9 protein-coding genes are annotated in these 14,283 nt (G+C 65.6%); 4 read left to right on the top strand and 5 right to left on the bottom strand.

Translation table 11 applies throughout. The features are described 5' to 3' along the window. Nucleotides 1-273: 273 nt before the first annotated feature. Together RM609_RS27280 and RM609_RS27275 are read right to left on the bottom strand one after the other, a co-directional pair. Entirely contained in the window at nt 274-1,815 is a 1,542-nt protein-coding gene (locus tag RM609_RS27280) for an FG-GAP-like repeat-containing protein (RefSeq protein ID WP_311614236.1), read from the bottom strand. Between the two features lie 90 nt (nt 1,816-1,905). Beyond that, nucleotides 1,906-2,523 (bottom strand): hypothetical protein, encoded by a 618-nt coding sequence (locus RM609_RS27275; protein WP_311614235.1) that lies wholly within the window; start codon nt 2,521-2,523, stop codon nt 1,906-1,908. Nucleotides 2,524-2,810: 287 nt separating this feature from the next. Here RM609_RS27275 and RM609_RS27270 point away from each other — a divergent pair, with 287 nt between their 5' ends. Together RM609_RS27270 and RM609_RS27265 are read left to right on the top strand one after the other, a co-directional pair. Then, on the top strand, nt 2,811-6,710 hold the full coding sequence (locus tag RM609_RS27270; RefSeq protein WP_311614234.1) for a polymorphic toxin-type HINT domain-containing protein: 3,900 nt from the start codon (nt 2,811-2,813) through the stop codon (nt 6,708-6,710). 37 nt (nt 6,711-6,747) lie between these two features. Then, entirely contained in the window at nt 6,748-7,203 is a 456-nt protein-coding gene (locus RM609_RS27265) for an SMI1/KNR4 family protein (protein ID WP_311614233.1), read from the top strand. Between the two features lie 568 nt (nt 7,204-7,771). Here the strand turns inward: RM609_RS27265 and RM609_RS27260 are convergent. Together RM609_RS27260 and RM609_RS27255 are read right to left on the bottom strand one after the other, a co-directional pair. After that, complete coding sequence (locus RM609_RS27260; RefSeq protein WP_311614232.1) at nt 7,772-8,479, bottom strand: response regulator; 708 nt, start codon at nt 8,477-8,479, stop codon at nt 7,772-7,774. Next, a complete protein-coding gene (locus RM609_RS27255; protein ID WP_311614231.1) occupies nt 8,476-9,753 on the bottom strand; it encodes a histidine kinase in 1,278 nt (425 codons plus the stop codon). The genes RM609_RS27260 and RM609_RS27255 overlap by 4 nt, the downstream gene beginning before the upstream one ends. Before the next feature lie 151 nt (nt 9,754-9,904). On the opposite strand from RM609_RS27255, the gene RM609_RS27250 reads away from it, so the two are divergent. Both RM609_RS27250 and RM609_RS27245 read left to right on the top strand, forming a co-directional pair. Then, complete coding sequence (locus RM609_RS27250; protein ID WP_311614230.1) at nt 9,905-11,413, top strand: alpha/beta hydrolase; 1,509 nt, start codon at nt 9,905-9,907, stop codon at nt 11,411-11,413. Nucleotides 11,414-11,558: 145 nt separating this feature from the next. Beyond that, complete coding sequence (locus RM609_RS27245; RefSeq protein ID WP_438828547.1) at nt 11,559-13,436, top strand: S9 family peptidase; 1,878 nt, start codon at nt 11,559-11,561, stop codon at nt 13,434-13,436. On the opposite strand, the gene RM609_RS27240 is transcribed toward RM609_RS27245, so the two are convergent. Further along, the gene (locus RM609_RS27240) at nt 13,354-14,202 is read right to left on the bottom strand and encodes an SURF1 family protein (protein ID WP_311614229.1); all 849 of its coding nucleotides are present in this window, start codon (nt 14,200-14,202) and stop codon (nt 13,354-13,356) included. The genes RM609_RS27245 and RM609_RS27240 overlap by 83 nt on opposite strands. Nucleotides 14,203-14,283: the final 81 nt, after the last annotated feature.

Here is a 14,283-nt window from a genome sequence, read left to right as displayed (position 1 = left end):
CCAGGCGCCCCGGGGGCATAGCGGACGCACCACCGGCCAAGGCCAACTAAGTGCTCAACGGCACCAGCTTCCATCCTCAACACTGTCGTGCGGGTCCGGTGCCAGGGCAAGCCTCGCGGAACTGGGCCGTTCAAATTCGCCCGCTTGATCTCGTCGCGGCCGAGGGCGGCCACCGTGGCGGCCAGATCTCCACCAGCTATGTCTCTGGGGCCCGAAACCCTAACGACGCGACTGTGGCCCCCGTCCGCGAGGACGAGGGCCACGAGGTGACTATCAGGGATTGGTGGGCCACACCGGGCGACCGACCGCAAGGTTCCCGTTGCCATCACCCTGGTACCAACGAAGGTCTCCGCGGCCCCAGCGGGCGAAGATGTCGCCCTTGCCGTCGCCGTTGAAGTCGCCGCCCAGGATGTATTGCATGGCTCCCCACTCCTTCGCCGGCCACATGCTGCGGGCGGAGTCGAAGGAGCCCTTGTCGTTGGCGACGTAGAGCTGCAGCGTGCCGTCGGTGGCTACGGCGACGAGGTCGTCGCGGTTGTCGCCGTTGAAGTCGCCGGAGGTGAGCAGGCGCTTGGTCCAGGTCCTGTCACCCCACTTTTCGGTCCGCTGACTGGTCGGGGCACCATCGGTGCTGGTGGGGTAGGCGAAGAGCGCGCCGTCATCCCGCACGGCCATCAGACCGTCGCGCGTCCAGCCCTTGTCCTTGTAACGCACCACGTGGGACATGGTGCTCCAGGAAGCGTCGTTCCAGACCTTGCGGCCTTCCGCGAGCTTGCCATCGGCGGTTCCGGCGTACAGCCGCAGGCCTCCGTCGTAGGCGATCGCCATGAGGTCCGCCTTGCCGTCGCCGTTGAAGTCACCTCCGATGATCTTCCGCATACCGTCCCAGGACTTGTCGTGCCACAGTTCCCGGCCGTACTCGAGGATGCCGTCCGGGCCGCTGTAGAAGGCGACCAGAGACCCGTCTTTGAGCACTGCGGCGATGTCGGTGCGACCGTCACCGTTGAAGTCGGCTGCGGTAACGACGTTCGTGGGGCTGTCAGCGCGGGTGGTCAGACGGAGGCGCTGAATCCAGCTGTTGATGTCATCGAGACGGGATTCCTTGGCAGCGCGGCTGGTCTGTGTGTCGTCGGCGCCCAGGCAGCCACCATGGCCGGACATGCTGTTGAGGCCGACCAGCTCGTAGCGCCCGCCGATTGAGCGGAAGGCAGGGCCACCAGTGTCGCCCTGGCAGACGGCGGCATCGTCAGACTTTGCCGTGATGCCGATCGAGGTGTCCTTCACCGAGCTGACGGTGAACTTCCCATAATGCAGGTTGTCGGGGACCCATTCGTCCTTGGTGCGTCCGAATCCGGCGACCAAAAGGTCCTCACCCGGCAGCGGGCTCTTGGTGCTGACATCTGCGGGGCTGATCCCAGTGACCGGCTTTGCCAGGCGTGCCATGACCAGGTCTCGATCGGCGCGGGGGACGAGCTCCACGACATCCGCCACCACGCCACTGTCGCGTGTGAGATCCGCGCGGCCGATCGTGGCCGTCGTCTTCAGTGTGGGTGCGCCGGCGGGGATCTGGATGCTCTGAGCAGGGTTGTCAGCGAAGCAGCTACCCGAGGTGAGCAGCCACTGCTGATCCACCAGGGCGGCAGAGCAGCTGCGCTGTCCTCCTCCGATGTCGAGCTTCGCTACAAACGGGAGCGAGCCGTCCTTGACCTTCTCACCTACGACGGCGTGCGCGGAGGCGCCAGCCAGCAGGCTGGCAGCGACAGAGGAGGCGACAAGCCCCGAAACCCACGCGGAGCGCGGGCGTATGGCAGTCATGTGCTGGTGAATCCTTCTGGGCTGAATACGCGGAAGTCCGCTGGGAACCGTGGCTTGAGAGCCACAAGCCGGATATACGGCGCGGAAGTGTTAGCCGGCGACGCGGAGTTCAACCAGCACGGTAGGGCTGCCAGGAACCTTGGTGCCCTCACCGACCGATGCGTCGTCGTACTTGGGGACGCTGACTTCCTGGGTCTTGCCGTCAGCGGTGAGGCTGGCGTGGATGGCAAAGTCACCCGTAGACAGGTGGTGCACCTTCGGGATCTCCAGAGCCAGATATCCAGCCTTTCCCGTGCCAGTGACCTTAAAGCAGAACCGCCCCCTGTCCGGATTCGGCTCGTCAGTTCGCGTAGACAGAACTTCGATATCCCGGGAAGCAGAGCAATCGGCCAAGATGATGTGACCGTCACCCTTACGAAGGATGATTCCGCGCTCCTTGAGGATCTTCGCCGCATTAGGGTAGGCAAAAGTTTCCGCAGTGAAAGACAGAGAGTCATCGCTCGCCGGATCTGGGGAAGCCGAAGCGACATTGAGCGTAGAAATGCCGACCGCGGCCGTGACGGACGCAACGATTCCTGCGAACAGAACTCTGCGCGCGCGAGGTATCACGTAGATCCTTCCCAGGGCTTCATCAAAGCAGAAGCCGGATGTAATCGCAAGGTAAATACGACCCCAAGACGATATCAGCCTGCCGACGCCGAGCCGCACTTGACCTGACGTCAGACCGAAGCGGGGGTGTACACCACCAGGCACCCCTGTGCTGCAGAGCCGACGTTGCATCACAAGCTCAGCGGTGCCGAGCGGCTGGATTGCTGCACAGATGGACGGCTTACACGAAGGCGAACAGAAGCTTTCTGGTTCGCAGCTATGCTCGCGGAGATGATCTACGCCTATCGCTAGAAGGAAGAAACAAGTTGGCGAGACACAACCTCCATTTGGGAGGGGCTATAGTGAGACCGCAGCGGGCACGTCAGCTTTGCGTTCTCCTGCTGTCATTGGCCCTTCTTCTGGGTCTGTTCGGTGGATCCGTAACAGCTGCGGAGCAACGCAACGATGGCCTATCTGGGCTGAGCGGCCGAGCTCTGGTGGTGGAGCTGTGGACCCGAGGTGGGGCTCAAGTCAAAGCAGCGGCCGAGGTAGCCCTTGCCGGCAACGATGACGACGTACGCCGGTTCCTCGACCGCGATAGAGAACTGGCCGAACTCAACGATGACAGGCTCACTGCCTCGCGCGTCTTCGACGCTGGTGGACCCGGCGTCCGCGATGCGGCCCGTAAGGCCCTGGCCGGCACGGCGGAAGATCTGCGCAGCTTTCTGAAGGAAGGCTGGCAGGAGCCGCAGGAACAAGATGAGCGTCTTCAAGTCTCACGGATCATGGATGGTGCTGGGCCTACCGTGCGGGAGGCCGGCCGGACAGCTCTGCAAGGCTCAGCGGAGGACATCCGCAAATTCTTGGATGAGACTCAAGGAACGGCTCGTGAAGCCGACGACCGGCTCAGAACATCCCAGATTGCAGATGCTGGAGGCGCAGCAACCAAAGAGGCTGCCCGGGTAGCTCTCAAGGGATCCATCGATGATGTGCGCGAGTTCCTGAACGTCGGTCAATACGTGGCGCGTTCACGCGATCAGGAACGAGCCACCGTATCGCAGTTGGCTCAACAAGCCATCGAGGACGGGAAGGTTGCCAAACGACAGACTGAGGCTGCCAAGGAAGCTTCGGACCGCGCCGTAAAGGCGGCCGAGCTAGCAAAGGAATCGGCAAAGAAGGCGGCAGCCGAAACCAAGGCCGCAGGCAAAGATGCTTCACGTGCAGCAGGTGCCGCAGGACGCGCAGCCAATGCTGCAGCCGGCGCCGCCAACGCAGCCCAGGAGGCCATCGGCGCGGCCCAGGCAGCAAATTATGCGGCCCGCATGGCTGCCAACGCCGCTGCGAACGCAGCGGCCGCAGCCGCCGCAGCGGCCGAGGCAGCAGCACGAGCCCGTGATGCCGCTGCGAATGCCGCCGTGGATGCCAATGGTGCAGCCGCTGCGCGGCGGGAAGCCGAAAATGCCTACGCCGCTGCTCGCGCCGTGGACGGGCTTCGCGAGGCTGTAGAGCAGGTCGTTATTGCGGCGCGGGCCTCGGAAGATGCAGCCAGCGCCGCCGCCAGCGCGAGCGCTAATGCCAGTGCCGCTGCTGACTCAGCGGACGAAGCCGGAGGATTTGCGGGCGAGTCGAGCGCCGAAGCGGCTGAGGCGCGACAGTGGGCGGGAACGGCCCGAAGCCAGGCGGCGGCTGCCGCTCGAGCAGCTAGGCAAGCGCAGGCCCTGTCAAACGAAGCAGCCAACGCAGCAGCTGAGGCGCTACAAGCAGCTAACCAAGCTGCACAACACGCCAGAAATGCGGCAAAAGCTGCCGAAGAAGCTGCTGAACACGCGGGTGAAGCAACGGCTGCAGCGAAACAATCCACCGATCACGCCAAGGCAGCCAAAGAGGCAGCCGATCAGGCGGTCAAGGCAGTTGAGACAGCACGTAAGGTCCATGAACTGGCGCAGAAGGTGGAGGCTGAGGAGCTAAAAACCAGGACTCAAGCCAGGATTGAGCGGGCCAGGGTCCTTCGGCAGGAAGATGACCGCCGAACGGCCGAGACCAAGCGCGCCATTGCCGACAACAAAGCCCTAGACGAGGAAGCTGGGCGCCTTGCGGTCGAAGCAGCAAAGCCGGAGACCGATACCAAGGCGTTGGCTGTCAAAGGTCGTAAGCTGGCAGTCCAGATCCTTAGGGTCCGGGGACCTTGGAGTCAGGCCGCCGCTAAATCCGCACTGGCAGGCTCGGATGACGTAGTTCGCGATTATCTTCGAACAGGCCGTCAAGAGGCTGTAAGTGAGGATGAACGCGCCGAGGTTCAACACATCGCGCTGGAAGGCAAACTGGAAGCAGTCCGAAAGGCTGCAGAAGGGGCGCTCAAGGGCGACGCCAAGCAAGTCAGCGCATTTCTGAGCAGCGGACAGCACGACGCTGCGCTCAGCGACTATCGCCTGCGCATAAGCCAGATCTCTGATGGCGCAGGGAAAGAAGTCAGGGCTGCAGCCCGTGTCGCCCTCAGAGATGACTCGGTCGACAATCTCCGCAAGTTCCTGGTCGAGGCTCAATACGTCGCCCGCGAAGCTGACGAACGTGTCTTGGCCTCCCGCCTTATGGACGGCGGCGGTCCTGAGACAAAGGCAGCTGCCAAGGTTGCCCTCGAGAGCCCACCCGAACTGCTGCATGCTTTCATCGAGACTGGGCAGTACGCCACAGCACGTCTGGACCATCTCACTGCTATCCATGTGGCAAGCGTCAAGCAACTCATCTCCGAAGCTGCTGTAGCTGCCGCCACAGCACAGAAGAATGCAGCCGAAGCCGCCGTCGTCGCCGTCACGGCCAACAAGGCTGCAGAGCAGGCCGCTGACTACGCCAAACAAGCACAGGAATCAGCGAACCAGGCTGCCGACTATGCCAACCAGGCGCGAGGCTATGCGCAACAGGCAGCAGCATCAGCTGCAGACGCCGCCCGCTCAGCGCAGGTCGCACGCGAGGCTTCAGCAGCCGCTATGGCAGATGCTGACGCAGCTGAGGCCTATGCGGCTGATGCTGAAGCATCAGCCGCATGGGCTCAAGACAACGCAGACGACGCTTATGCCTCAGCCGCCGATGCCTACACGTCTGCTGTTCAAGCTGGCCAGGACGCTGATGCCGCCAAAATAGCCTCGGCCAAAACGAAGGCCCATGAGCTTGCAATACGGATACAGGATCGCGAAACGGAGCTCCTGAATCAAATAAATAAGGAGGAAGCCGACGCCAGACGAAAAGCCCTAGAAACAGAGGGAATCGCCCACTGGGCGATCGAGCGTGGATGCCCCCTATATGATCCGCGCTGTTACGACGGCATAGTTGGCTTCACTCTGGACTGGTTTTCACTGAAGGACGCGGCCGAGTGCGGCGACAAAGTTACCTTCGATACCTGCAAAGAAATAATCGCCAATCTCCTCCCGACGAGAAAGGCGAGGGCCGTCGAAAAGGGCGGCAAATCCGTGCGCGACATTATACGGAAGTGGTTTAAGCGCGGCTGTAAACAATGCTTCCTTGCTGGCACCAAAGTCCTGATGGCCGACCGAACCGTCAAGAACATTGAGGACGTAGCAGCCGGCGATCGGGTCCTCTCTACCGACCCGAGCACAGAAAAAACCGAGCCGCGCACAGTGACTCGGAGAATCGTCACTGAAGACGACAAAAATTTCAATGAACTAACAATTTCCACTCCAGAGGGCCCGAGGAAACTCACAGCAACCTCCGAACACCCTTTCTGGAGTCCAGAAAAACACCATTGGCGCGCGGCAGGTGAGCTCACACCCGGAAGCAGTCTGCTCACCAGTTCCCAAGGAAACGTAAGAGTCCAAGGCAACCGCCCTTACAGTCAGCATGCCCGGACTTACAATCTGACGGTCGAAGGCTTCCACACTTATTACGTACTCGCCGGGCCAACTGCAGTTCTGGTACACAATTCCAACTGCGACGGGTACGATCCAGACTTTCCAACGATTAAGCTCAGCAATTATCGCGGGCGATTTAATGCCGCCCTATCGAAGAACGGATACAAGCGCCTTCCCGACGACTGGGATGCGCATCACGCCATCCCTCAGGAGTACCGAAACCATCCGGGGTTCGCAAACTTCGACTTCGACGCCCCTTCCAACATGCGCGGCGTGCCTGGTAGTAGAATGAAGTCTCGTCCAGCTAACGTCCATCAGGAAATAACGAATCAGTGGAAGTGGTTCCACGACATGAACCCGAAGCCTACTCGGGCTCAGATTGAGGACTTCGCTAGGCAAATAGATAGGGGATATGGTGCCTACTTCTGGCAAGAGCCTAAGTAACTGGATTGGTATGACGTCTCGACTTACGGTCGAGTTCATGAGAAGATTCGAGGCTACTTACGGCTACGAACCGGGAGAGAACCGTCTGGTCGAAGCCACAGGGAAGCCCAAGCATGACATGCTTCGCGCACTTGCTACAGCAGGCGCTCCGGCCGATCTGGTCGAGTTCTACGGTCAAGTAGAATGCGTATCTCTGCCCGATGTCGGCAATGGGATCTTTGTAGATCCTATCGAGGAAGTAATAGAAGGGGCAGCCGGGAGTCAGCCGACGCAGGTGACTGGATCCATCAATGGTTCCATCCTTGTTTTCGGATCGGATGGGGGCGGGGGGCTGTTTGTCTTGATGCCATCCGATAGCAAGGTCTACCGCATCAGTGGTGGCTCTCTGATTGCGTCAACCTATGACGTCAATGACTCCGGACTGGAAGTCGTTGCGGATACCTTTGACGGCTTCCTCGATTACATCTTTGATCAACTGTCTCAGCTTGTCTAAAACGAACGTCTAGTTCGCTGGAAAAATATCCCCCCGTGGGCTGGGGTCCAGGTTGCGAGTTATCGCCCTGGACCCCAGAAAATGTTGTTGTTTCGAACTTTATAAAACTAACTCGCGGCTCTTGTCTGCGGTTGCGAAATACGGTGCTGCGCGAGCAATAGGGTCATCACTAGCAACCCTTCATGGGGATGCGAACGGCCTTCGGCATCGACACGGCATTCAGTGGCAAGAACCACGTCGCGCCCTCGCACGCACATGGGGAGGCTCCTGCTCAGGAAGAAATGGGAGAGGAGTGACCGAGGAGTGGATCTTGCAAAGTGTCCCGCCCGTCACCAAGCCAGACCGACGCCTACCAACGCCCTGGCCTGCACCTCATCCCCACCCCCAACGTCAGCAGCTCCCCCGCACCTCGTTCGGGACGAAGAGGTCGTGGGTTCAAATCCCGCCACCCCGACAGGTGAATAACCAGCTCAGGCCCGGTCTTCTCACAGAGAAGACCGGGCCTGAGTCGTTTGCTGGAGCGCACTCGGCAACGCGTCGAGGGCCCACCCGGCGGGTGGCCTCGGCGTCAGCCGGGGAAGCCCGGTACGACCAGGCCGGACTCGTAGGCGATCACCACGGCGTGGGTCCGGTTCTGTGCGCCGAGTTTGGTCAGTACGTTGCCGACGTGGGTCTTCACGGTCTCCAGGCTCACCGTGAGCGAGTCCGCTATCTCCGGGTTGGACAGGCCGGTGGCCATCAGCCGCAGCACCTCTTCCTCCCGGCCCGTCAGCGCCGCCTTCGGCAGCGCTTCGGCGGAGGCCAGGGGGCGGGCGGCGACCATGCGGCGGAGGGCTGTCGGGAAGAGGATCGCCTCTCCCGCAGCCACAACTCGCACCGCCTCCGCGATCTGCCGGACCGGAAGGCGCTTGAGCAGGAAGCCACTGGCCCCGGCGCTGAGTGCGGCGGTGACGTAGTCGTCGGTCTCGAAGGTGGTGATCACCACGACCTTGGGGGGTTCGGCCGGGTCGGCCAGCAGTTGCCGGGTGGCTTCGATGCCGTTGCGGTGTGGCATCCGCACATCCATCAGGACCACGTCCGGTCGCAGCCGCCGCGCCTGCTCGACCGCCTCGATGCCGTCGGCGGCCTCACCCACCACCGTGATCCCCGGCTGCACGGCGAGCAGCGTGCGCAGGCCGCTGCGGGTCACCTCGTCGTCGTCCGCGATCAGGAGTGTGACGGGAGTGCTCGCGTCAGGGCTGGTCGTGACGGTGGCGCTCGTGTCGGAGCCGATCATGCCGACAACCGTACTGGCAGCCGGACCGCCAGCCGCCAGTGCTCCGGACCGGCCGGGCCGACCTCGATCTCACCATGCAGCAGCCGCACGCGCTCGGTCAGCCCTGGCAGGCCGTGCCCGGACGTCGGGAAGGTGCGCGAGCCCGTCCTCGCCCCCGTCCGGTTGACCACGCTGAGCTCCAGTCCGTCCGGCGCGGCCGCCACCCGGACCTTGATCGGGCCGCCCGTCCCGTGCCGCAGCGCGTTCGTCAGGCCCTCCTGGAGGATCCGGTACGCCGCTCGGGAGAGCGTCCCCTGCACCTGCGCCAACTCGCCCGACAGCTCCGGCTCCACCTCCCCGCCCGCGTGCCGCAATCGGTCGAGCAGTCCGGGCAGGTCGGCCAGGGTGCGGGTCGGCGCCGTGCCCGCCGTTTCCTCGCGCAGCGCGCCCAGGACGTAGTCCAGGTCCTCCAGCGCGGCCCGGGTCGACTCCTCGATGCTGCGCATGGCGGCCCGCGCCGCCGCCGGGTCGGCGGAGAGCACCTCGCCCGCCACCGCCGCCTGGATCGTTGCCGCTGTCAGCGTGTGGCCGATCGAGTCGTGCAACTCGTGGGCGAGTCGGTTGCGTTCGGCCAGCACCGTCTCCCGCTCGGCCGCCAGCGTGAGGCGCTCGGCCGAGGACGGGCCCAACAGTCTCGGCGCCAGCCATCGCAGGGTGCCCGTCAGCACCGCGCATCCGGCCATCCCCAGGAGCACGAAGCCGAGCGCGACCATCCGGCTCGCCCAGCCGCCGTCCGCCCGAGCCGTCCAGCCGAACAGGGAGATTCCCGCTTCGGCCCGGAGTCCGTCCACCGGGACGAGCAGGATGGTCAGGCCCGCGAGGATCAGCGAACCGCAGGCCAGCGCCGCCATCCACCCCAGTGCCACGTGCAGCAGCAGCCAGACCGGAGTCCGCCAGCGGTCGGCGCCGGCCCGCGCGGCGGGGGACGGCCCGCTGTCGGGTGAGCTCGCGGGGCGGCGTACGGCCACGGGGTCCGGCAACGGCACCTTCAGCAGCCGTCGGGCGCATGCGATCAGCAGTCGGCGTGTGGGGCGAGCCAGTCCGATCAGGCCGATCAGCACCGCCCAGACCAGCACGGTCAGCACGACCCGCACCATGTAGGAAGCGGAGGGCCACGCCAGCGCCGGCAGTGCCGCGAAAGGCAACAGCGGAAGGCTCGCCAGCGCGCCGCAAAAGCCGAAGAGCGCGCCCGAATATGTGGAGCCGCGCGATAGTGACCGAATTCTCCTGATCATGATCGGCCAGTATGCCCGGGTGGTTCGCCGACGACCTCCCTCGATCGGGGGAGCGTCTTTTCCCGCCTTCCCGCGATGCGCGTCCAGTACCTCGCGAGCCAGGATCGGCCTGACCGGCCGGCCACTCTCCTCGGTAAGGACGAGCATCATCGTGCGAAACAGACGAATAGCGAGACGAATAGCGCCCGTTCTTGCTGCCGGCATCGCGGCGGCTTCCTTTTCGGCGCTGGCGCCCGTGACGGCATTTGGCGCATCGGATGGCGCTGCCGGCAAGGATCCTCTGGGTCCTCTGGGTTCGTTCACGCAGCAGAAGCTCCAGTGGAAGCGCTGCGCTGCTGACGGCCCCGCCGACTTTCAGTGCGCGACGCTCAAGGTGCCGCTGGACTACGGCGATCCCGGCGGCAAGACGATCGACATCGCGATCTCGCGGCTCAAGGCGAGCAGCACGAAGGAACGTCGCGGAGCTCTGCTGCTCAACCCCGGCGGCCCCGGCGCGCCGGGGCTACGTCTGCCTGTCGACCCGCTGCTGAAGTTCCCCGGGGAGGTGAAGCGGCAGTACGACCTCATCGGCTTCGACCTGAGGGGCGCCGGACAGAGCTCTCCCGTCAGCTGCGGTCTGACGGCGGACGAACAGAGTGACAACCCGTACAAGCCCGAGACCTTCGCGAAGGACGTGGACCGGGCTCGTACGATCGCCGAGAAGTGCCAGGCCAAGGCCGGTGACAAGCTGCCGCACCTCACCACCCGCAACGCTGCTCGTGACATGGACGTCATCCGTGCCGCGCTGGGCGAGCAGAAGATCTCCTACCTGGGAATCTCCTACGGCACCTACCTCGGCGCCGTCTACACGCAGATGTTCCCCCAACGAGCCGACCGGTTCGTACTGGACAGCTCGACCGACCCCACGCGGGTCTACCGGGGAATGTTCCAAGACATGGCGAAGGGCGCCGAGCAGGCTTTCGCGCGATGGAGCGAGTGGGCCGCCGCTCGACACACGACGTACGGACTGGGCAAGACCCCGGCCGAGGTCCGCAAGGCCTACTGGGATCTGATCGCGCAAGCGAACCGTAAGCCCATTCAATTCGGGGGGCGGGCCCTCACCGGTGACGCCATCCGGGCCGACAACGGCACGTTCTTCCACGTGCAGAAAGCCTCCGAATTGATCGTCGGGCTGAAGAACGCGGCCGAGGGTCAGGATCCAAACTCGTCCGGTACGACCAGTCAGGTTGAGGAGCCCGACGACAACTACGTCTCCGTCGCCTGGTCCTTCATGTGCGCCGATACCCGCACCTGGTCGCGCGACCCGGAGCAGTACCGTCGCGAGGCGATCCGCGACAAGGCCCGTTATCCGCTGTACGGCGACTTCGCGGCCAACATCACGCCGTGTGCTTTCTGGAAGCAGGGCAGCGAGCCGCAGACCAAGATAGACAACAGGGTCGGTGTGCTGACCACACAGAACGAGTGGGATTCCCAGACGCCCCTCTTCGCAGGCCAGGCCATGCACCGTGCCCTGCGCGGCTCCCGGATGCTCACCGTCGCCGGCGGGGAGGGCCACGGCGTCCTCTACGCGTCCGACAGCAACTCCTGTGCGGACAAGGCCGCCACGGCGTACCTGACCACGGGCAAGCTCCCGGCCGAGGACTTGACCTGTCAGGCATGACTCTTGACCTGTCAGGCATGACTCTTGACCTGTCAGGCATGACTCTCAACTCAAACGAGTGAGCGAGTTATCCACAATCGCCCCGTCGTCCACAGGCTCGGCCGCTCCCCGCCGCGTTGTCGGCCGGGCAGCGCAGAATGGGGGCATGACTGAGAGCAACGGGTCCCTGCGAGGCGGCGCGGCCGAGACGCCCACCGCCTCCATCGCCACCATGCCGGACTGGGAGAAGCGCTTCCGCGCTCCGCGCACAGGGCTGCCGAGGTGGGCGGAAGACGCCCCGGACAGGTCGCTGTTCACCTCCAGCGCCACGGGGACCTTCGAGCTGTACGCCTGGGACCGGGCCACGGGCACGCAGCGCCAGGTCACGGACCGGCCCAACGGGACGACGGGCGGAGTGCTGTCCCCGGACGGGGAATGGATCTGGTGGTTCTCCGACACCGACGGCGACGAGTTCGGTGTCTGGGTCCGCCAGCCGTTCCACGGCGGGCCCGACGAGCCCGCCGCGCCGGGCCTGGAGCCCTCGTACCCGGACGGGCTGGCGATCGGCCGGGACGGCACGGCCGTCATCGGCCGTTCCACGGACAAGGCGGGCTCGTCCGTCCACGTCATAAGGCCCGGCCGCGAGGCTGTGGAGATCTACCGGCACCAGCAGTCCGCGGGCGTCGGCGATCTGTCCCACGACGGCACGCTCATCGCCATCGAGCACACCGAGCACGGTGACGCCATGCACTCCGCCGTCCGCGTCGTGCGCGCCGACGGCACGGCCGTCGGCGAGCTCGACGACACCCGTGGCGGCACCGAGGAGCTGGGCCTGTCCGTGATGGGCTTCGCCCCCGTCGACGGGGATTCGCGGCTGCTCGTCGGCCACCAGCGGCGCGGCCGCTGGGAGCCCATGCTGTGGGACGCGGTCACGGGCGAGGAGACCCCGCTCACCATCGACCTGCCGGGCGACCTGGACGCCGCCTGGTACCCCGACGGCTCCGCGCTGCTCGTCGTCCACGGCTACCAGGCACGCAGCGAGCTGTTGCGGTACGACCTGGGCAGCGGCGAGCTGACGCGTCTCGACACCCCGCCGGGCACGGTGTCCGGGGCTCTGCCGCGCCCGGACGGGACGGTCGAGTTCCTGTGGTCCTCGGCCGCCAAGCCGCCGGTCGTGCGGTCCACGGCCGGGCATGTCGTGCTGGAGCCGCCGGCGACGGCGCACGGCATCACCCACGCCCCCGACTCGGTGGCGGTCACCGACGCCTGGGTGGAGGGGCCGGGCGGCACGATCCACGCGCTGGTGCAGCGGCCCGCGGGCGAGGGCCCGTTCCCGACGGTCTTCGACATCCACGGCGGCCCCACCTGGCACGACAGCGACGCCTTCGCGGCCGCGCCCGCCGCCTGGGTGGACCACGGCTTCGCGGTCGTCCGCGTCAACTACCGGGGCTCCACGGGATACGGGCGGGCCTGGACGGACGCCCTCAAGCACCGCGTCGGGCTGATAGAGCTGGAGGACATCGCCGCCGTCCGCGAGTGGGCCGTGGCCTCGGGGCTCGCCGACCCCGAGCGGCTGGTGCTGGCCGGCGGGTCCTGGGGCGGCTATCTGACGCTGCTGGGGCTGGGCACCCAGCCCGGATCGTGGGCGCTGGGCCTGGCCGCGGTGCCGGTCGCGGACTATGTGACGGCCTACCACGACGAGATGGAGGCGCTGAAGGCCCTGGACCGCACCCTGCTCGGCGGTACGCCCGAGGAGGTGCCGGAGCGCTACGCCGCGTCGTCACCGCTGACGTACGTCGACGAGGTGCGCGCGCCGGTCTACATCTCGGCCGGGATGAACGATCCCCGCTGCCCGATACGTCAGGTGGAGAACTACGTCGAGCGGCTGAAGCTGCGCGACCACCCGCACGAGGTCTACCGCTACGACGCGGGGCACGGCTCGCTGGTGACGGAGGAGCGGATCAAGCAGCTTCGGCTGGAGATCGCTTTTGCGGAGCGTCATCTGGGCCGTCCGGCTTCGGACCGTTCGGGTCCTCGGGGGTGATGCCCAGCGCCAGGTCGCGGGCGGCCTCGGCCTCGCGGCGGAGGAGCCGGAACCACATGAAGGCGACGAAGCCGGCGAAGACGAACCACTCACCGGTGTAGCCGAGGTTCTGGAAGGCCTTGAGGTCCAGGCCGCTGTTCGGGGGGGCGGCCGGGGGCACGGCGGTCAGGGGGGCGGGCGCCTCGCGCAGGGTGATCCACGCGTCGTACACCCCGTACGGCACCAGGTTCACCAGCGAGGCGGCGCTGATCACGCCGATCTGGCCCTGGGGCAGCCCTCCGGAGGAGTGGACGCCCTTGGACGTCGGGCTCTCGGACGACTGGAGCGCACCGGTCACGGTGACCTCGCCGGACGGCGGGGCGGGCACCTTGGCGGCATCGGCGGACGCGCCGGCGTCGCCGGGCAGCCAGCCCCGGACGACCGGCAGGGCCTTCCCGGCGTCGGTGCGCAGCAGGGTCAGGACGTAGAAGCCCTTGCGCTCGTCGAGGTCCCGGTCGGGTACGAGCAGCTGGTGCCCGGCGTCGTAGCGGCCGGTGGCGGTGGCCTGCCGTCCGGAGGTCTCGGTGCTCACGGGCAGCAGTTCGCGCAGGGGCGCGGAGGCGGCCGCCCGGGCGTCGTCGGCCTGGGTCTGCTGCTCGCGGTGCGAGTCGACACGCGTCTCGAAGCGGCTGAGCTGCCAGCTGCCCATGAACAGGCACACGGGGATGGCCAGCACGGCGAAGACGTTGATCCCCCACCAGCGGGGAGTCAGCAGGAACCGATACACACCACCACGGTACGGGCACGGCCCCGGCACCGATCCGCCGGGGCGGTGCCATCCCCTGCCTGGGGCCGGGGGGGAGGGAAC

The organism is Streptomyces hesseae, from assembly GCF_031845785.1.
In the GTDB taxonomy this organism is placed as follows: domain Bacteria; phylum Actinomycetota; class Actinomycetes; order Streptomycetales; family Streptomycetaceae; genus Streptomyces; species Streptomyces hesseae.
This window is presented reverse-complemented; position numbering and strand designations above follow the sequence as displayed.